A 19,769-nucleotide genomic window follows, 5' to 3' on the forward strand; every position below is an offset into this window, starting at 1 on the left:
GCTTGAAATGCCAGCCTATATTCTAAAGCGTCTTGCCGCGGTCGTCCCTGTCTTACTGGGGCTTTCAATCATCGTTTTTCTCGTGATGGCCATGATCCCCGGCGACACGGCTACCGCATTGCTTGGCTCCTATGCGACGCCTGAAAACGTTGAACGGGTCAACCGCGATCTTGGTCTGGATAAGCCGCTGGTGCAGCAATATTTTATCTGGATCGGCAATCTGTTGCATGGCGATTTTGGTCGTTCCTTTGTGCTCAACAGGCCTGTCCTTGATGAAGTTCTGGAGCGATTTCACGCTACACTGATCCTGGCTGGTGTGGCGCTCTTCCTGTGTTCCATCGTGGGATTGCTGGCGGGGATTGTCTCAGCTGTCCGCCAGTTCGGCTGGGTCGACCGTGCAATAACCTTCGTGGTTCTGGCCGGAATTTCGATTCCATCATTCTGGCTCGGCCTATTGCTGATTTATCTCTTCGCAGTTCATTGGCGGGTGCTGCCGGCTTCGGGAATGTATGCCGTTTATGGCGGCGGTGATCTGAGGGACCTGCTCTGGCATCTGATTTTACCGGCAGGAACGCTTGCCGTTGTGGCGGCCGGCGTTATCGCGCGATTGACACGCAGCGCGATGCTGGAAGTCTTGCGACAAGACTATATCCGCACGGCTCGCGCCAAGGGGCTTAACGAGCGACGGGTGATCTACCGCCATGCGTTTCGCGCTGCCCTTGTCAGTGTTATTCCCGTCATCGGCATACAAGCCGGTTTTGTCCTTGGCGGTGCGGTTTATATCGAAACTGTATTTCAGTGGCCTGGCATCGGCGCGATGTTGGTGAAGGCCATTTCCACACGCGATATCCTGCTGGTGCAAGGTGGTGTTCTTGTGGTGGCTGCAAGCTACGTCATCTTCAATCTGGTTGCCGATATTCTCCAGACCATGCTTGACCCGAGGATTCGTACATGAGTTTGCTGACACAAACCGCGGCGGGTCCCGCGCCGATACGTCTGACCTCATGGGGACTACTCATGAGTAACCGGTTGGCTGCTTTCGGATTCTTCCTGTTGATAGCAATCTGCCTTGTTGTTCTGGCAGCACCCATGCTGCCGTTGCCAAATCCAGATGCTACATCACCCGCGACACGTTTGCAGCCTTTATTCACGTCCGGCCACTTGCTCGGTACGGATCAACTGGGCCGGGATATTCTAAGCCGGGTTATCTGGGGTACACGCGTGTCGGTGGCGGTCGGCTTTGCCGCCACTTTAATAGCGGCCATCATCGGTTCTTGCATTGGCCTTGTCGCTGGCTTTGTCGGTGGACGCACCGACAATCTGATGATGCGCGGCATCGATATGCTCATGGCATTTCCTTACATATTGCTTGCCTTGGCGATTGTAGCTGTCCTTGGACCCGGTTTGATGAATGCGCTTTTCGCAATAGCGGTCGTCAATATCCCGTTTTTTGCACGCAATGTCCGTGGTGTTACGCTAGGTCTTGCCCATCGAGAATTCATCGATGCGGCGCGGCTTTCCGGTAAAAGCCCACTCTCGATCCTGGCGAGCGAGGTTCTTCCAAATGTCATGCCGGTGATCGTTATCACCATGTCGACGACTGCCGGTTGGATGATCCTCGAAACGGCAGGGCTCAGTTTTCTCGGTCTGGGCGCGCAACCTCCACAAGCTGATCTGGGATCGATGCTGGGTGAAGGCAGGGCGCAGCTTTTCAATGCACCGCATGTCTCCATAGTCCCGGGCCTGATGATCTTCCTGCTTGTGATCAGCTTGAATGTGCTTGGTGACGGCGTACGCGATATACTCGATCCTCGCCTGCGGTCTGGAGCGCTTGCACGCCCCGGTGCCAGAACTGAGATAGCCCGTGATCGCGCCACGAAATCCGACGCGCCCGACGATGCGGTATTGTCGGTTGAGGCTCTGGAAACTGGTTTCGTCAGCGGTGGACGTTTCACGCCTGCAGTGAAGAATATTTCTCTCAAGTTGCACAAGGGCGAGTGTCTCGGCCTCATTGGAGAGAGCGGCTCAGGTAAAAGCGTTACAGCACTTTCCATCATGGGGCTGGTGGCATCGCCGCCCGGGCTTATTCGCAACGGCTCGATATTTCTGGAGGGCAGGGACGTTCTTTCCCTTCCGGAAACGGAACTTACGACCCTTCGCGGAAACAAAGTGGCCTATGTGTTTCAGGATCCGCTGACGACACTGCATCCGATGTATTCCATTGGATGGCAGGTTGAGGAAGCTATTGGAGCGCATCGTCGCCTCACCGCAGCCGAGCGACGCGAACAAGCAATAGCCCTGCTTGAGAAGGTTGGTATTCCAGACGCCAGAGAACGCGCCAGTCACTATCCGCATCAGCTTTCCGGGGGGCAACGCCAACGTGTCGGCATTGCGATGGCTCTCGCCAATGACCCCGATATCATCATCGCAGACGAGCCAACGACGGCGCTGGATGTGACTGTGCAGGCACGAATTCTTGATCTGCTGCGTGAGTTGCAACGCGAACGCGGCATAGCATTGTTGTTTATCACCCATGACTTTGGGGTCGTTTCAGAAATCTGCGACCGCGTTGCGGTGATGAAGGATGGCGAGATTGTCGAGACAGGTACGGCGAGGGCGGTCTTATCCAATCCGCAGCATGACTATACGCGCCGGCTCATTGCTTGCGTGCCGGAACTCGGACAAGGCCCGAGCTTTCTCGAAAAGGTAGCCAAAGTCTTCGGACGTGAGAATAAAGGCATAAAAGCATGAGTGAAATTGCGATCAGTGCACGGGAGCTTACCAAGACATTTGGTGGTGGGCGAACTCTCTTTGGCAGGAAACGCCATCAGGTCGATGCAGTCAAAAAAGTGTCTCTTGATCTGCGGCGAGGTGAAACCCTTGCCGTGGTAGGCGAAAGCGGCTCGGGAAAGAGTACGCTTGCGCGCATGTTTGTGGGGCTGACGGAACCGACAAGCGGGACCATGAAAATCGCTGACCGCGATGCGACTGATTTGCGTAGATCGGGCGCGCGTGCATTCGGCAAGGTCATTCAATATGTCTTTCAAGACCCCGTCGCCTCGCTCAATCCGCGTAAAACCATCAAACACATCCTAGACGTTCCGCTCAAGCTTCTCGGCAAATACGACACAGCGCAGCGCACAAAGAAAATGTTACAATTGCTCGATGCGGTGCAAATGCCCAAAGACACGCTGGAACGCTATCCGCATGAGTTCTCAGGCGGACAGGCACAGCGTATTGCGATAGCGCGTACGCTCGCAGCGGAAGCCGAGATTGTCGTGCTTGATGAGCCAGTCAGCGCTCTTGATGTTTCGGTACAAGCTCAGGTTCTCTTGTTGCTAGATGAGCTTAAGCGGGAATTCGATCTGTCCTATCTTTTCATAAGTCACGATCTTGCTGTTGTAGAGGCCATTTCGGATCGGGTGGCAGTGATGTATTTCGGGGAAATTGTGGAAGAGGCTCCCGTTCGCGATCTTTTCGATCACCCGCAACACGCCTATACGCGACAATTGCTGGATAGCGCACCACGCATCAGGAAAGAGTAGAAGTGGCATGGTCAAAACGGGCCTTAAAAACAGCGGCGAAACACTGGAGCGTGTAAGCGCGAAGGCAACAAAGCCCAAGCGCAGGCCGGAAGAAATTGCGGACCGCATCAAGGATTTCATCAGAGCCAAAACATTGAAGCCTGGTGACCGCCTTCCACAGGAAAAGGAGCTGATCGACCAGTTTAAAGCTGCGAAGGGCACGGTTCGAGAGGCCATGAAAGCACTTGAAACGCAAGGGCTTATCTATACGCGAAGCGGGCCGGGCGGGGGTGCATTTGTGGCGGAGCCATCGGCGCGACATGCCATGGAAATGCTGGGCAGTTTTTTCTTCTTCGATCAGCCTAGCTTGAGCGAAATCTACTCGATACGCAAGTTGCTGGAACCGGAAATTGCGGCATTGCTGGCAGGCAAGCTGACGCACGGTGATATTGTTCAACTTGAGAACACCATGCGTCTTTATGATCGCCCGCCTGTCGATCTGGACGATCAATATCAACAGCGCGTGGCCGAATTGGATTTCCATTCACTGTTAGCGCAACAATGTCCAGACCGGCTGCTGGGCTTCGTTTCCGGGCTCACTCACCATCTTTTGCGCAACTTGCCTGTTGCCCGCGCCATCTATGCGGATCCAACGCCTGCGTCTCGTGAAGCTGGGCTGGTTTTTCAACATCGTCTGCTGGCCGCTCTTATCGAAAACAGACGGGAGGATGCCCGGCTGATCGCTTACGAACATATGGTTTCCGCCGAAGATTATATGCTTTCAAAGGCCACGACCGTCGTCGGAAAGGTTTAGGAAAAGCCGATAAAAATGGGAACCATCCCGGCGCTGTTGCATTTGCAACTGGGAGGGCCGCCGCCAAAACAAACGCGACGGCCCCATTCGTGAGGGCATAGCCCGCAGATATAGCAAGCAGTTTTCGGGCTGTGCAAAGAGACGAAGCGGATTTGACGGCGTTACGGTCACAGATGCGCTCTCGTTATGACAATGGAGGTTTCGACCCTTTTTATGTGTGGAATTTGCGGAGAAGTCAGGTTCGATGGCGGCACGCCATCGGTTTCGGCAGTCTCGAAAATGGCAGATGTTTTGAGTCCCAGAGGGCCCGACGCATCTGGTATCGTCGTCCGGGGCAATATAGGCTTCGGTCACAGAAGACTGAGAATTCTCGATCTTTCCGAAAAATCACAGCAACCCATGATCGATGCAGATCTAGGTCTGACATTGGTTTTCAACGGATGTATCTACAATTTCCGTGAGTTGCGCGCAGAGCTTGAAGCGAAGGGTTATCACTTCTTTTCCGATGGAGATACCGAGGTGATCCTGAAGGCTTGGCACGCCTGGGGAGAAAACTGCGTCTCTCGGTTTTTAGGCATGTTCGCTTTTGTAATCCACGAACGGGATACGGGACGGATCATTCTTGCCCGCGATCGTTTCGGGATAAAGCCGCTCTATCTCTCCGAGGTCAACGGCGCGTTGCGCTTTGCATCTTCGTTGCCAGCACTGGTAAAGGCTGGCGGCGTTGATACCTCAATTGATCGTGCTGCGCTCCACAATTACATGAGCTTTCACGCTGTCGTGCCGCCACCGCGTACGATCTATGAAGGCGTACGCAAGCTGCCCCCAGCAACGATGCGTATTTATGAGGCCAATGGCAGTTTCAAAGATCGCATCTATTGGCAAGCTCCTTATCGCCGCCTGCCGGGTGACAACGCGCTGAGCCGGGAGGAATGGCAGGAACAACTGTTGGACATGCTCCGCCTGGCAGTCAAAAGGCGCATGATTTCAGACGTTCCAGTCGGTGTTCTTCTTTCGGGCGGCGTGGATTCCAGCCTCATCGTAGGCTTGCTGGCGGAAGCAGGCCAGACTGGTCTTATGAGCTTTTCTGTCGGTTTCGAAGAAGCCAATGGTGAGAAGGGCGACGAATTCGTCTATTCGGACCTCATAGCCAAGCACTTCGGAACGGACCATCACAAAATCTTCGTTCCGTCAGCGGACCTTATGGACGCTTTGCCCGGAACGATCGCTGCCATGTCGGAGCCGATGGTTTCCTATGACAATGTCGGCTTCTACCTTCTCTCAAAAGAAGTGTCGAAACACATCAAGGTTGTCCAGTCCGGTCAGGGTGCTGACGAAGTTTTCGGCGGCTATCACTGGTATCCGCCGCTTGTGGATTCCAACGATGTGGTCCGTGACTATGCCGAGGGCTTTCGCGACCGCACGCATGCTGTGCTTGCCACACAATTGTCCGCAGACTGGATGCCTGAGCAGGATTACAGTCAGGCGCTTCTCGAAGAGAAGTTGCTTGAGGACGGTGCCGATACGCCGGTTGACCGTGCGCTGAGGCTCGACACCAATGTGATGCTCGTGGATGATCCGGTCAAGCGCGTTGATAACATGACGATGGCGTGGGGACTGGAAGCGCGTGTGCCTTTCCTGGACCACGAATTGGTCGAGCTGGCAGCGCGAATTCCGCCAGAAGAAAAGCTGCGCGATGGCGGTAAAGGTATCCTCAAGGACGTTGCGCGGAAAGTCATCCCAAGCGAAGTCATTGATCGCAAGAAGGGCTATTTCCCGGTACCGCAGCTCAAATATATCGCCGGGCCCTATCTCGATATGCTGCGCGATGCATTGTCATCCCAGAAGGCGCGCGAGCGCGGTCTTTTCCAGCGTGACTATCTTGAGCGCTTGTTCGCCAACCCATCAGACCACATCACGCCTCTGCGCGGGTCGGAGCTGTGGCAAGCAGGACTGCTGGAAATGTGGCTCCAGACGCGGGAGGCATGAATGCGAAATCATGGTGAGGAACAAATGACCCGGCAGAAAGTCAGGGGCGGTAAGGCTCTTTCGCATCGTCTGACACGCTTGCGCACGCCGGAAAGCGCTGGATTTTACCAGGAGCATTCGCATGGCGCCAACAAGGTAGAAGCTGATAGCAGACAACACAATGTGACCCTCGATTGCGGTTGGGGGCGACTGTTGTTTGCGCAGACATTTGACAGCAATCAGGCCATTGTCGACGCGATGCGAGCGGAGGCCCCGGCAAGCCGCGATATTCTATTTTATGTCAGCGATCCGCACGTGCTGTTGTCACTTGCACCCCACGAGATTTTTCTTGATCCTTCGCACACCTATCGTCTGGAACTGTCGACTTATCGGGCCGGAGGACGCCGCACGCGCGGCGTCACCATTCGCCGCGCCATTTCGGAAATTGATGCGGACGGCATCAACGGAGTTTACGCCGCGTGCGGCATGGTTCAGCTTCGAGCTGATTTCTTTTCTGCAGAGCGTGTAAACCGTGCAGTCACCTATTTTGTCGCTCAGGACGATGCCACTGGCGAAATTGTCGGCACGGTGACAGGCATTGACCATCAGCGCCTGTTCGACGATCCGGACCGCGGAGCTTCGCTTTGGTGCCTTGCCGTTCACCCACAGGCACGCCAGCCCGGCATCGGTGAAAAGCTGGTGCGTATGCTTGCCGAACACTTTCAGGCGCGTGGGTTGCGTCATATGGATTTGTCTGTGTTACACGACAATGAGAACGCCATTCGGCTCTATGAAAAGCTTGGTTTCAATCGTGTTCCGCTCTTTGCAGTGAAGTGCAAAAACGCGATCAATGAAAAGTTTTTTGCGTCCCGCCTCGAAGCGGTAGAAGCACTCAATCCCTATGCGCGGATCATTGTCGATGAGGCAATGCGCAGGGGTGTGCAAGTTGATGTTACAGATGCTGAAGGCGGCTTCTTTCGTCTTTCTTATGGCGGCCGTTCCGTTCACTGTCGCGAAAGCCTGTCAGAGATGACATCCGGTGTTGCCATGTCGATCTGCGACGATAAAGCCGTGACAAGGCGTGTCGTTGAAAAAGCGGGGCTGGTCGTTCCTGCACAGATTTCCGCAGACGAAAGCGTTGAAACGCAAGAATCTTTCTTGCGCCAACACGGGAAACTTGTCGTCAAGCCGGCGCGCGGAGAACAGGGGCGGGGCATTTCTGTCGGCATCTCAGACATGAAGCACCTGCAGACGGCGATCAAACAGGCTCGTACTGTTTGTGATCGCGTGTTGCTGGAAGCCTGCTTCGAGGGTGAAGATTTACGGTTGGTCATCATCAACTATGAGCTGGTCGCAGCAGCAGTGCGTCGACCTCCACGTGTGGTGGGTGACGGAAAGACGACGGTGCGAAAACTCATCGAAATTCAATCACGTCGACGGGCTGCCGCTACTGGTGGTGAAAGTCGCATTCCTATCGACACCGAAACGAAGAGATGCCTTCAGGAACAAAGTTTGTCGCTCGATAGCGTGCTTGATGACGGTCGTGAGATCACCGTGCGCAAGGCGGCCAATCTGCATACAGGTGGAACCATCCATGACGTGACGTCGGTTGTCGATCCAAAGCTTGTTGATGCTGCTTGCCGTGCCGCACGTGCAATCAATATTCCCGTGGTCGGCATCGACTTCATGATCAAGCAACCGGACAAACCGGAATACATCTTTGTCGAGGCTAATGAGCGACCTGGACTTGCCAATCATGAGCCACGGCCAACAGCAGCCAAGTTTGTTGAATGTCTGTTTCCGCAACTCTACCGGGAGGGCTGAAATGATCGATCAATGTCAGCCTCGGTGCTACTGACAATTGGAACAGCATCCGGGAGGAGTAACAGAACCATAATACACTCTTCCCAAGGTTATTTCGCAGAAGATAGTGAAACGAAAACAGGTGGTCTGCATTTTAGCAGGCCACCTGTTTGTTCGTTTCGTTCAGCGCGATGTGCACTGATAGGTTAGGTCAGGTTCGGGGCAGGGGTTGTCCCGATAGTGTGTTTGTTACGCCTTGCCGAGACGCTTGCGCAGTTCGGTGTTTTCGGAGCGAAGCTTTGCAGCCAGTTCCTTGCGCAGCTTTAGGTTTTCGGCTTCCAGTGCCACAAGCGCCTTCAGATCGTCGCTCGTCGGTGATGCCTTTGCGGCTGCCGGAGCTGCGGTCTTTCCAGCCGCGTTCTTCCAGTTGTAATAGGTCTGCTCGCTAACTTCAGCATGCTGCAATGCAGCCTTCAACGTGGTCTTACCGCCCTTGGTGGCCTTTTCAACCGAAGCAAGAATGGAAGCGCGTTCAGCTGGCGTATATTTCTTCACCTTGCGACCAGCCGGGGCTGCGACGGCTGCAACAACCTTGGCGGCCTTGGGTGCAGCTTTTGCTTTGGGAGCCTTGGCGGCCTTTACAGCCGGCTTGGCAGCCGCGGCTTTAGGCTCAGCCTTCTTGCGTGGTGCGCGGGTTTTCGGCTTGGCGCTCACAGGCTCTGCTGCTGCGGTCTGGTTTGCTTCTACGATGGTTTCATCAGCCATGTTCAGTTTCTCCTGAATTGATACTCGGGTCAGCTTTCCGGGTGCCGAATATATGGGACAATGCTTAATGCAACTATAAGTGCCATTACTTTGACAATTTGTGAAGAGATGCCCTCACATAAGGATGATGAGACGATCTATTATGAAGCAGGATTGATTGTTGAAAACTGAGGTTTAAATCTGTAGGTAGAGCACAGTACCTGTCGGGGCACCTCCACGGAATTTGATTGAGAAAGCTATTTTCGGATGAAGAATCCAATCCGCAATGTTGTCGTTGAATATAAGAACCGGCGTGCGCGCAAGAGCGGCAATGCGCTTTGGGGCAACCTTGATCTGAAGTCGATTGCACGGGAAGTGGAAGAGGATACCAAGGCGCCAATGTCTGCCGAGCAGGTAACACCGGCCGTCTCCCAGGCAGACAATGAGCCAGCCGCGCCTGTCCACGCGCCAACGCCACGGATAGAAGCCAAGACTGAGCCCAAGATTCTCGTTGTCGATATGGCAGAACCTGTCGCCACAAAAGTGAGCATAGCCTCGCCAGAACCGGAAGTGCCTGCCGCAGTTGAAGCCAAGGTTTCTCCCGTCCCTGCCAAGAAAAAAACCAATACTCCCCGTCGCTTGAAGCCGATTGCTGACAAGCCGATGAAAGCCAAGCCCGTTTCCAAAGCCCCAGCTGACATATTGGATGAACTGGCTGCGCTTGAAGCAGAAAATACCACGCTAAAACGGCAACTGGCCCAAAAGCTTAACACCGAAAATCAACAAATGCGGAAAATGCTGAACAGGTAAAGGCCGACGCGTCACTCTACGATACTGCAATTATCAATTCTTATGCATTTATCAATGAGCGCGCTCTACATTATATTTGTTAGTATCGTTTAGGCACTACTTGCTATCTTGAATTCGATTTGGGAAAATAAGCACATTTAATATAAAGCATTCCGGCGACCTGGGGAGCATTTCGACTTCTTCAGTATCGAAGAGGGCGGGGCATGGACGCAAAATCAGTTTATATCACAGTCATGCTGATCATTCTCGCAAATGGTGGCGTTCTGAGTGCCATCCTTTCGGATTTTCCTGCCGCTCTGCGACCAGCCGCCCGTATTTGGCAGTGGGCAACGCTTCTTGTGGCATTAGGCTGCGGGATTTTTGCGGCCGAAGTTTACTTGCCCAAAGATCTCACTGTCATTGTCGCCAATGTGGTTCTGGTTACGGCGCTCAGCATGTATCATCTTGCCATAAGAAGGTTTCACGGCTTGCCACTTTACTCAAATGTGTTGTTGGTGCCGCTTTTTGGAATGCTCGCATTTCTCTACTATGTAGTTTACGTCCCAGATATCAAAGCACGTGTGGTCATAGTATCGGTTCTCTGGGCCATCATTATGCTTGCATCCACGTCAATTCTGATCAGCAAAGAGCATTCGGCGGAGTATCAATCCCGAAGCCGGTTTGCAATGTCGGTCATCTATATGATGGCCGCGTTCACGACGATACTGCGCGCGATTTTATATGTGTCGCTGGATACGAAAGCAAACTTCACAATCGCAGATAACACCCATTGGATGAATAGTGTCACGCCTGTCTTCTTATCGGTACTGCCTGTTATTGGGACAACAACATTTCTGCTGATGTGCTCCGATCAGGTGAAGCGCCGTTGGCAGAATGCCGCGTCTCGCGATTATTTGACTGATCTTCCGAACCGGCGCTCACTGATCGCTTATGGTACATCAATTATCGAAGCCAACGACGAGAATTCGAGGCATCGCGCAGTAGCGGTTCTGGACATTGACTGGTTCAAATCCATCAATGATACCTATGGCCATTTTGCAGGCGATCTTGTCCTACAAACTCTTTCACAGAGATTGAAAAGTGTCCTGGAAGCAGACGACTTCATCGCTCGGACTGGTGGTGAGGAATTCGTTATCATCTTTGGAGAGAAAAGTAGTCTGGACGCCGAAATAGCGGCGGAACATATCCGCAATGCAGTTGCTGAGAGCAGTTTCGCGATAGAAAATGTGTCCATATCTGTGACGGTTTCGATTGGACTGGTGACACGGAATGCGCCGACCAAATTTGATGATGTGATGATACGTGCAGATAAAGCACTGTACGCTGCAAAGAATAACGGACGCAACCGAACTGAAGTCGTTGCGATGGGTTAAAGCTGAAAGAGTTATCTGATCAGCTGCGGTGCGCACTCAGGCTTTCCTAAAGTTCCATAAGATAGATTACGCGATCCACTTGTTTGGCTAGGGTGGGTTCTAGCTTGAAGTGCGATTTGCAAGCGAGGTGGTTTCGTATCAAGGGTTGATCCATTCAGAGGCCGTGACCACGCCAGCATGGTCATAGCTGAATCGCGCCCTGCGATTACACTCCCGCCGAAGCTGAAACCAATCCAGCATACCCGCTCGAAAAGCCAGCACGCCGAAGTGCTCTTTACCATCAGCACCGTTTGCAAGTTCCGATACAAAGGGCTGCTCGTCAGTCACAAAGGCGCATTCGTCTCCGGGTGGGCCTCCCGTATAGGTCGCACGCGTCCTGGCGGGGAGCACATCCCAAGCCGTTTCGGCAACTGTGCTACCCGGCGCGTGAAGCTCAACCGTTCCCTGCAATCGAAGTTGCAAACGCGTCTGTGAACAGTAACCGAGCAATGTCGCATAAGGATGCGCGCCAAATTCACGCCATTTGGCGCTGCGTGTATCCGTGTGGAATTCAAGCATCCGTTTGGTCACCTCGGTTCGCCGAAGCACAACCATTCGCGCCTGAGGGAGGTTTTCGGCATCAACCGAACAGAGATTCACATAACGGAAGCCGGATTCCGGAGACGCCGCCGCCGCTTCAAGCTCTGCCCATGCAGCAAGTTCCACTTCTTCGATGGGCTCCATTCTGCGTCACTCCATATAATAAGAAGCGGCGCTGGCCCAATGACCGACACCGCTTCTTGATTGTTTCAGACGAGAACCGATCAAACGGAACGGGTCACGCCACCGTCAACGCGAAGGTTCTGCCCGGTAATGTAACCTGCCCCATCAGACACCAGAAACGCGATCGTCGCGGCGATTTCCTCTGCCGTGCCATAGCGGTTCATCGGCACGCTGTCGCGCCGCTCATCAGTGGACGGAAGACTGTCGATCCAGCCGGGCAACACATTGTTCATACGGATGTTCTTGGCGGCATAGTTGTCCGCGAAGATCTTGGTGAAGCTGGCGAGACCCGCCCGGAATGTCGCCGAAGTCGGAAACATAGCCGAAGGCTCCGAGGCCCATGCCGTCGAAATGTTGACGATAGCGCCGCCGCCCTGTGCTTCCATGATCGGCGTAACGAGACGGATCGGGCGCACGGCGCTCAGGAAGTAAACCTCCATGCCCTTGTGCCAGTCTTCGTCGGTCAGTTCGAGGATCGGCGCACGCGGACCGTGACCGGCAGAATTAACCAGTGCATCCACCCTGCCCCACTTGTCCATCGCCAGATCGACAAGTCGCTTCACATCGTCATTGACCAGATTTGACCCGGTGACGCCCACGCCGCCCAATTCCTGCGCCAGCGCTTCGCCCTTGCCGGATGACGACAAGATCGCCACGCGATATCCGTCCTGTGCCAGCTTACGTGCAGCCGCAGCGCCCATGCCGGAACCGCCAGCGGTGATGATTGCAACTTTTTCTCCAGACATCAAAGGCTCCTTTGTTTCGATATTGAGCACACTATGCCAAATTTCGATAAGACTTTCGCGCCAGAAAGAAACGCATTATACTGTAGAAAATCTACAGGCTAATCCATGAACACGTCACGCCGCAAATTGCCTCCATTAAATGCCCTGCGCGCCTTTGAAGCTTCCGGCCGCAGGCTTAATTTTCGCGCCGCGGCGGACGAATTGCGTGTCACGCAAGGCGCTGTCGCGCAACAAGTCCGTGCGTTGGAGGATCATCTCGGCCTGACGCTTTTTCATCGCCTGCCACGTGGGCTAGCCCTGACTACGCAAGGTGCGAACTATCTGGCGGATGTGACCCGTGCCTTCGATACGCTTGGAGAAGCGACCGAACGGCTTCTGGACAGACCGGAGACGGTTACGATTAGCGTTACGCCGACTGTCGCGGCGAAACTTCTTATTCCACGATTGGCCAGACTCCATGCCGATCTCACAGGTGTGGAATTGCGCACCGTTGCGACCGAGGCGGTTTCCGATTTCGACCGGGACAATGTGGACATAGCGGTGCGCCTCACACGACCTCCTTTCCCGTCTACGCTTGATGCAAAGCTGCTGTTTCGTCAGGAACTGGTAGCTGTTGCCAGCCCCTATCTCATCGACGGCAGGCCTTTGCCGCTGACAAGCGAACAGCTTCGGGAAATGCCGCTTCTGCACGATGCCCATAATCACTGGCCCGAGCTTCTTGGCTCAAAAGGAAAACTGCCAGGCGCGATGTTCAACCAGACAGCACTTGCACTGGATGCTGCTCTCGCCGGTCAAGGCGTCGCTCTCGCATGTAGAGCCTTCGTTGCGTCCGACCTGGCGGCCGGACGACTGGTGCAAGTGGCCGAGCCTACAATCATGATAGAACCGGACTATTACCTTGTCCGCAAACGGTCGACCTCACCGAGAAAGGCTGTCGATGCCGTTTGGAACTGGTGTTCTGAACGGTTGCTTCTGCCCGAAATGAAGTAAGGCTGAAACTGCATAGTCTTGCTAAGGGTTAGCCGACGTCCCGAAACCGTCTGTTTTCTAGAACCCAGAAGAAGACAATTGTTATGACGAGCACGATCAGAAGCAGGATGAATGCTGCTGCCGAACCCTCGTTGAGGGAGAGTCCAAGAAACGCCTGTCTATAGGCGAAGAAGCTCAAGACTTCCGTCGACGTGCCGGGGCCACCCTTTGTGAGAACATAGGTCAGATCATACGTGCGGAACTCATTGATCAACTGGATGATGATGGCGATAGCCGCAACGGGACGCAACATCGGCAGCGTCAGGTACCAGAACTGTGCGATCTTGCCAGCGCCGTCTACTTCCGCTGCCTCGTAAGGGTCACGCGGCAACGAAGCCAGTCCAGCCGCAAGGATAAGCACGACAAAGGATGTTTGCTGCCAGATATCGATGGCTGCCATAGACCAGATCGCGAGGTCCGACGAGCCAAGCCAGTCAAGCCTTGGCAGACCTATGGTCTCCATCATGTGGTTCACGATACCCAGATTGGGCTGCAGCAGCATACGCCAGATAAGGGCGACACTCACCGGAGACATGGCCATCGGTATGGTCAGGATTGCGAAGTAGATGGGTTTAGTTTTCACGACCGCGTTCAGCATGAGCGCAATCCCCAGCCCGAGTATAAACTCGGCAACCACGGTGACGATCGAATATTTGACCGTCAGCCATAGTGAACTCCAGAACTGAGCATTGCTCATGATGCGCGCGTAGTTTTCAAAGCCCGTGAACGGTAACAGCGATGGCCGCATCAGTGTCATAGAGGAAATCGACATGAGAACGGCATACAGAAGCGGCAGCCCCATGACGACCGCAAGAGTCAGTAATCCTGGCAGGGAAAACGCCCAGCCGGTTTTCCAGGTTCTGTCGATTGCAGTGGTGGACGTGGACATACGAACGTTTCCTAGAATGCCGCCGGGATGAAACTGAAAATTTTCTGCCGCCCTCCCTTCAACAGGGAGGGCGGCAAAAGCATTATTTCTTGAGAAGGTCTTCCAGACCGGAAGCGGCTGCCTTTATGGCTGCATCCGGCGCAATCTCGCCGCCTGCCGCCTGCGATACTTGCGTACCGAGAACATCTTCATACTGCGCCGAATAGGCGAATATCGGGAACGATTTTCCAGAAGCGACGACATCCAGAGCCTGTTCATAGAACGGGTACTTCTTCAAGACGTCGGCGTCCTTGTAGACAGCTTCGCTGACCGGCGCATGGCCTTCAAGCGCGCGTGCGACGCCGATCTTTTTGCTCTGCACCCACTTGATGAAAGTCCAGGCTGCTTCCTGTGCTTCTGGTGATGTGTTCTTCGGAATGCCCCAACCCCAGCCACCGCTTTCGCCGTGGCCACCCGGCATCACGGAAAGACCGACCTTGCCAGCAACATTCGGGCACTTTTCGGCATTGTCCATCTGAGGCAGCATCCACCAATAGGTGACCATGCTGAAAGCTTCACCACTGCACATGAGGCGCATCGTGTCATCCAGCGTGGCTGACAGTGCGCCTTGTTGCGCCGCATTCTTGATCGCATCGACATAGAGTGTCAGCGCCTTGACGGCTTCCGGGCTGTCGAGCGTAACCTTGCGGTCCTTGTCGAGATAGCCGCCACCTGCCGAGAACAGGTAGTTGGAGAACTCCATGCTGTTCGGATCGCCACGCTGGCCCTGCATGGCCGCGCCCGCAACATTTGCCTTCGCCTTCATGAATTTGGCGACCTGCACATAGTCTTCAAGCGTTTCTGGCTTCTTCAGCTCGGCATTGAACTCGCTCTTATAGGCTTCCTTGAGCTTTGGATCGTCGAGCAGGTCCTTTCGATAAAGCATGCCCATCGAGTAGTTGTACATCGGCAGGATCGGCATGGCCTGGTCAGTCCGGCCAAGCAGATCGAGTGTTGAGGGGATAAATTCGGACAGATCAAGCTTGTCGCGTTCGGCGAGAGGCTTCAGATCTGTCAACCAACCGGCAGCGGGAAATTCGCCCGCCCACAGAAAATCTACCTCAAGGAGATTGTAATAGCTTTCCGGCGAGACAAGCTGCGTGGCGAGCTTGTCATGCATGTCGCCATAGCCCACCTTTTCAAATTCCACCTTGATGCCGGTTTCCTTCTCGAAGTCCGGCAGCAGTTTTTCAATGATGTGCGTTTCGGGCACATCTTCCATCAGTGCGCGCAGCGTGACGGTTTCCGCGTGTGCGTATCCCGCACTCGCCAGAAGAAGCAGGCTGACGCCCGCCATTAATTTGTTCCCATATTTCAGCATTTTCGTGGTTCCCTTTGTTATGTTTACCCGCATGCAATTTATCTTCGCGTCATTTGACGCTGCCGAATGTGAGCCCCTGCACGATGAAGCGCTGGATGAAACGCGATGCGATCACGAGCGGCAAAATAGCCAGAATGACGCCCGCCGCCACTTTCGCAATCTGAACCCCGTTAGAGGTCTGTAGAGAGGCAAGACCGACGGGCACGGTCGCTGTCGCCGGGCCGCTTAGCACCAGAGCAAACAGGAATTCGTTCCAGGCGAGGATGAAACCCAGCACACCTGCCGCTGCGATACCGGGCAGAGAAACAGGCACGACAATACGCCAGAACGCACCCCAGGCGCTGGCGCCATCTGTCTGCGCTGCCCATTCCAGATCGACAGGAATCCCCTCGAAGAAACCCATGAGAATCCAGATCAGGAACGGCAGATTGATTGCAGCATAAGCAATCGTCAGGCCGAGCACAGAATTGGTCATGCCCACTGAGCGGAACAGCATGAAGGCTGGCAAGACAATAGCCACTGGCGGAAGCATCTGAGTGGCAAGCACGGTGAAACGGGCCAGCGGACCGCCGGTCTTGAAGCGCGCAAAGGCATAGCCCGTCATTGCCGCAAAGGGCAGCGCGAGTAGCACAGACCCCGTCGCCACAATCAGACTGTTGAGGTAATAGACGCCAAAGCGCTTTTGCGTGAACAGATCCACATAGTTCTGGAAGGTGAACTGAGGCATCAGTTCGGTGGAATAGGCCATCTGCTCTGGAACAAAGCTTGTTCGAAGAGTCCACAGCAATGGTAACAGGATCGCAAGCGATACGATGAAAAGGCCCGTATGGATGACTATCTTGCGCATCGCCATCTCCTAGACCGTCACAAGGCCGGGTTCTAACGGTGGTCGTTTGATGACCTTTTCCGTCTGGGCATCAAAGAGATGCATCGGTCTGGTATCGATGAACAACCGTACCTTTTGCCCGACTTCGGCGGTAAAGTGGCGGCTCACGCGGGCATTCAGTTCCAGCGGTTTGTCGTTTCCAATCTGCCCGATGACGACCGTCTCGACGCCCAGTTTTTCGACGGCAACAACAGTCAGATCAAGCGGCTGCCAATCGGGATTGTTCTGGGCTTCGTAAATGTCTTCAGGCCTGATGCCTAACAGAAGCGGTTTGCCGCTGCTGGCCGCATAATGCGGCTTGTGCATCGCTGGAATGCGAATATCGACGCCATCACCCTTTGCCTGCAACTCGCCATCGCCAGATGAAGTGAGTTGCACAGGGATGAGGTTCATCGGCGGTGTCGCCAGAAACTTTGCAACAAACGTATCCGCAGGATTGGCATAAACCTCCAGAGGAGCCCCCACCTGAACCATCACACCGTCGCGCATGATACAGATGCGATCACCCATGGTCATGGCCTCGACCTGATCGTGCGTCACATGGATGATGGTCTTGCCGAGCCTGCGATGCAGCTTGACCAGTTCCAGCCGCATTTCTGCGCGCAATTGTGCATCAAGGTTTGAAAGCGGTTCGTCGAGGAGAAAGGCGTTAGGCTCGCGGACAATCGCCCGGCCAAGCGCAACGCGCTGCCGCTGTCCCCCAGAAAGCGCGGCGGGCTTGCGATCAATATATTTGTTCAGCCCCAACATATTGGCAGCATCGGAAACCTTGGCTGCAATCTCGGCTGCGGGCACGCCACGCATCTTGAGACCGAAACCCATATTCTGCCGCACGCTCATATGCGGATAGAGTGCATAGGATTGAAACACGACCGCAACATTGCGATCTTTTGGCGGGAGCCGTGTCACGGATTTACCACCAATACGCAGGTCGCCGGAGGTGATACCCTCAAGCCCTGCAATCATGCGCAATGTCGTCGATTTCCCGCAACCAGATGGTCCGAGAAAAATTACAAACTCGCCGTCCTCGATCTTGAGATCGACATCACGCACCCCATAGGCGCCATTGGCGTATAGTTTGGAGACGTGTTCTAGTTCGATCGACGCCATTCAGGTCTACCCTTCTGCACGATCAGCGACACGGGCCATTTTTAGCCGGCCGCCGTTATTCCCCTGGAGGTGACTGCACTTTGTCAGCCATTCTTGTTCGTGGGCGCCTCACATCTGGCGTGAAGCGCTTTGTCTGCACTAGGTCGTATAGACGCCACCGGTCACATTGATGCCTTGTCCGGTCATAAAGCGCGCGCCATCCGAGCAGAGGAAAACAACCACTTCAGCGACATCTTCCGGTTCTTCGAGACGACCAAGCGGGGTCTGCGATACATAATCGGCAATGACCTGTTCAGGGGTAATGCCGCGCAGTTCCGCTTCCCATTCCACTTCACGCGATTGCATGGAGGTTTTCACGAAACCGGGACAAACTGCGTTCACGCGAATTCCATTCGGCGCGAGTTCACGCGCCAGTGCTTGTGTCCAACCAAGAACTGCAAATTTGCTTGCTGAATAATGGGCCAGAAGCGGCGCCCCAATCTTGGCGGCGAGCGATGCCGTATTGACGATCACGCCCTTTGTATCGCTGGCCAGAAAATAGCGGGCGGCAATCTGATTGGTCAGAAACACGCCACGTGTGTTGACGTCGAAATTGAAGTCCCACTCTTTGTCAGTGAGGTCGACGGCACGGTTCATCGTGGAAACACCGGCATTTGCCGCGACAATATCAAGACCACCCCATTGGGCGATCAGAGCATCGAAGCCTGCCTCGACGGATGCACGCTGGCTGACATCCATCGCCAGTCCGACAGCATCACCGCCAAGTTCGCTTGCTGCGCGTTTCGCAGCATCATCGTTGATATCAGCAATTGCAATACGAACGCCATGGCGCGCCAATGCACGCGCTATCGCATTGCCTATGCCGGAAGCAGCACCCGTCACAATGGCGCGCTTTCCGTTCAGTTCGCTGGCCAGTTTGCCCGGCATTGCAGCGTTGGTCATTTTGTTCACCCTCGGAACGAATGTTATCGATCACGAAAAAGCATATTCACTGTTTGATTATGTTGGCAATACATAAAATTATGTTCGTTTATGTTTTTTTGCGATTGATTTTGTTCGATCCTTCTCCTAATGAATAAGTTGAATGTCTGGTCGAACCTCCGGAGGAAAGCATGACGGACAAGCAAAAGGACATCCAGCCAGCGGAAGCAAAACGGCTGCCTGCCCGTGTTCGCCATGCCCATCTCGTCGACGCCGCACGCAAGCGTGGATTTCTCCAGGTCGTTGATATCGCTGCTGAACTTGGCGTCTCTGAAATGACCATTCGCCGTGATCTCGTTGAACTGGAACGCGACGGCCTGCTGGTTCGAACCCACGGCGGAGCGGTTATCGACGAGGACGCGCCGGAGCCTTTTCTCGACCGCGAGGAACCTGCCTTTTCAGCCCGCTTGCGTGAACACAATCCCGAAAAGATGAGCATCGTCGCCAAGGCACTGGAGCTTGTTGAACGCCGCATGAGCGTCGCGCTTGATGTCGGTTCGACCACTTATCTTCTCGCCGAAGCCCTGTGTGACACTGTGGGTGTCAAGTTTTTTACTTCCAGCCTCCGGACCGCGCAGCTTCTCGGTGGCGCACAACGCGAAGTCTACGTCCCTGCTGGTCAGATCCGCGGTGAAGAACTTTCCATCTGCGGCAAGTCGGCCTGCGATGAGTTTGAGCGCTTGTGGTTTGATATCGCCTTTATTGGCGTTTCGGGCATTACGGCAGATGGTCTCTTCGATTATTCGCCGGAAGATAGCGACCTGAAGCGGGTTTACCTGCGCCGCGCCAATCGCAAGGTGCTTCTCTGCCATAGCGCCAAGTTCAACCATATGTCCCTCATCAGGATCGCCGATCTCGACGAAATCGACACCCTGATCAGCGACGCGGCCCCTCCTCCGAATATCGCCAGCGCGCTTTCCAGAGCGAATGTCGAGATCATCATCGCTCCCCCTGTTACAGGCATTTGACC

General features: G+C 54.4%; 18 protein-coding genes. 10 read left to right on the forward strand and 8 right to left on the reverse strand.

The genetic code is table 11. The features are described 5' to 3' along the window. The first annotated feature begins 7 nt into the window (after positions 1-7). The 6 genes from FHW00_RS11965 (at position 8) to ngg (ending at position 8,130) form a co-directional block, all read left to right on the forward strand. Positions 8-955: an ABC transporter permease gene (locus tag FHW00_RS11965; protein ID WP_078340939.1), complete on the forward strand. Its 948-nt coding sequence runs from the start codon at positions 8-10 to the stop codon at positions 953-955. Beyond that, on the forward strand, positions 952-2,751 hold the full coding sequence (locus FHW00_RS11970; protein ID WP_078340938.1) for a dipeptide/oligopeptide/nickel ABC transporter permease/ATP-binding protein: 1,800 nt from the start codon (positions 952-954) through the stop codon (positions 2,749-2,751). Before FHW00_RS11965 ends, FHW00_RS11970 begins: the two co-directional genes overlap by 4 nt. After that, entirely contained in the window at positions 2,748-3,545 is a 798-nt protein-coding gene (locus FHW00_RS11975) for an ATP-binding cassette domain-containing protein (RefSeq protein WP_078340937.1), read from the forward strand. Before FHW00_RS11970 ends, FHW00_RS11975 begins: the two co-directional genes overlap by 4 nt. 7 nt (positions 3,546-3,552) lie before the next feature. Then, on the forward strand, positions 3,553-4,338 hold the full coding sequence (locus FHW00_RS11980) for a FadR/GntR family transcriptional regulator (protein WP_078340936.1): 786 nt from the start codon (positions 3,553-3,555) through the stop codon (positions 4,336-4,338). Between the two features lie 213 nt (positions 4,339-4,551). Continuing rightward, positions 4,552-6,327, forward strand: coding sequence for an N-acetylglutaminylglutamine amidotransferase (locus FHW00_RS11985; RefSeq protein WP_078340935.1), 1,776 nt, complete (start codon positions 4,552-4,554; stop codon positions 6,325-6,327). Then, positions 6,328-8,130, forward strand: coding sequence for an N-acetylglutaminylglutamine synthetase (gene ngg, locus FHW00_RS11990; protein WP_078340934.1), 1,803 nt, complete (start codon positions 6,328-6,330; stop codon positions 8,128-8,130). 228 nt (positions 8,131-8,358) lie between these two features. Here the strand turns inward: ngg and FHW00_RS11995 are convergent, their stop codons facing one another. Further along, positions 8,359-8,874: a transposase gene (locus FHW00_RS11995; RefSeq protein WP_078341371.1), complete on the reverse strand. Its 516-nt coding sequence runs from the start codon at positions 8,872-8,874 to the stop codon at positions 8,359-8,361. A gap of 246 nt (positions 8,875-9,120) precedes the next feature. On the opposite strand from FHW00_RS11995, the gene FHW00_RS12000 reads away from it, so the two are divergent. Beyond that, positions 9,121-9,663 carry a hypothetical protein gene (locus tag FHW00_RS12000; protein ID WP_182514658.1) on the forward strand — a complete coding sequence of 181 codons (543 nt, stop codon included), beginning with the start codon at positions 9,121-9,123 and terminating at the stop codon, positions 9,661-9,663. Between the two features lie 203 nt (positions 9,664-9,866). Continuing rightward, positions 9,867-11,036, forward strand: coding sequence for a GGDEF domain-containing protein (locus FHW00_RS12005; RefSeq protein WP_078337093.1), 1,170 nt, complete (start codon positions 9,867-9,869; stop codon positions 11,034-11,036). A 138-nt stretch (positions 11,037-11,174) separates the two neighbouring features. Here the strand turns inward: FHW00_RS12005 and FHW00_RS12010 are convergent, their stop codons facing one another. Continuing rightward, complete coding sequence (locus tag FHW00_RS12010) at positions 11,175-11,759, reverse strand: pyridoxamine 5'-phosphate oxidase family protein (RefSeq protein WP_078337094.1); 585 nt, start codon at positions 11,757-11,759, stop codon at positions 11,175-11,177. 80 nt (positions 11,760-11,839) lie between these two features. After that, positions 11,840-12,544 carry an SDR family oxidoreductase gene (locus FHW00_RS12015; RefSeq protein WP_078337470.1) on the reverse strand — a complete coding sequence of 235 codons (705 nt, stop codon included), beginning with the start codon at positions 12,542-12,544 and terminating at the stop codon, positions 11,840-11,842. 105 nt (positions 12,545-12,649) lie between these two features. Here FHW00_RS12015 and FHW00_RS12020 point away from each other — a divergent pair, with 105 nt between their 5' ends. Continuing rightward, entirely contained in the window at positions 12,650-13,534 is an 885-nt protein-coding gene (locus tag FHW00_RS12020; RefSeq protein ID WP_078337095.1) for a LysR substrate-binding domain-containing protein, read from the forward strand. Between the two features lie 28 nt (positions 13,535-13,562). Here the strand turns inward: FHW00_RS12020 and FHW00_RS12025 are convergent, their stop codons facing one another. The 5 genes from FHW00_RS12025 to FHW00_RS12045 form a co-directional block, all read right to left on the reverse strand. Further along, positions 13,563-14,462: a carbohydrate ABC transporter permease gene (locus FHW00_RS12025; RefSeq protein ID WP_078337096.1), complete on the reverse strand. Its 900-nt coding sequence runs from the start codon at positions 14,460-14,462 to the stop codon at positions 13,563-13,565. An 82-nt stretch (positions 14,463-14,544) separates the two neighbouring features. Beyond that, positions 14,545-15,798, reverse strand: a complete 1,254-nt coding sequence (locus FHW00_RS12030) for an ABC transporter substrate-binding protein (protein ID WP_445557863.1) — start codon at positions 15,796-15,798, stop codon at positions 14,545-14,547. Between the two features lie 73 nt (positions 15,799-15,871). After that, positions 15,872-16,669, reverse strand: coding sequence for a carbohydrate ABC transporter permease (locus FHW00_RS12035; protein ID WP_078337097.1), 798 nt, complete (start codon positions 16,667-16,669; stop codon positions 15,872-15,874). Positions 16,670-16,678: 9 nt separating this feature from the next. After that, positions 16,679-17,818 (reverse strand): ABC transporter ATP-binding protein, encoded by a 1,140-nt coding sequence (locus FHW00_RS12040; protein ID WP_078337098.1) that lies wholly within the window; start codon positions 17,816-17,818, stop codon positions 16,679-16,681. Positions 17,819-17,956: 138 nt separating this feature from the next. Continuing rightward, the gene (locus FHW00_RS12045) at positions 17,957-18,760 is read right to left on the reverse strand and encodes an SDR family NAD(P)-dependent oxidoreductase (RefSeq protein WP_078337099.1); all 804 of its coding nucleotides are present in this window, start codon (positions 18,758-18,760) and stop codon (positions 17,957-17,959) included. Between the two features lie 170 nt (positions 18,761-18,930). Between FHW00_RS12045 and FHW00_RS12050 the strand changes: the two genes are divergently transcribed. Further along, positions 18,931-19,767 (forward strand): DeoR/GlpR family DNA-binding transcription regulator, encoded by an 837-nt coding sequence (locus FHW00_RS12050; RefSeq protein ID WP_078337100.1) that lies wholly within the window; start codon positions 18,931-18,933, stop codon positions 19,765-19,767. Positions 19,768-19,769: the final 2 nt, after the last annotated feature.

Source organism: Ochrobactrum sp. P6BSIII, assembly GCF_014138065.1.
Lineage (GTDB): Bacteria > Pseudomonadota > Alphaproteobacteria > Rhizobiales > Rhizobiaceae > Brucella.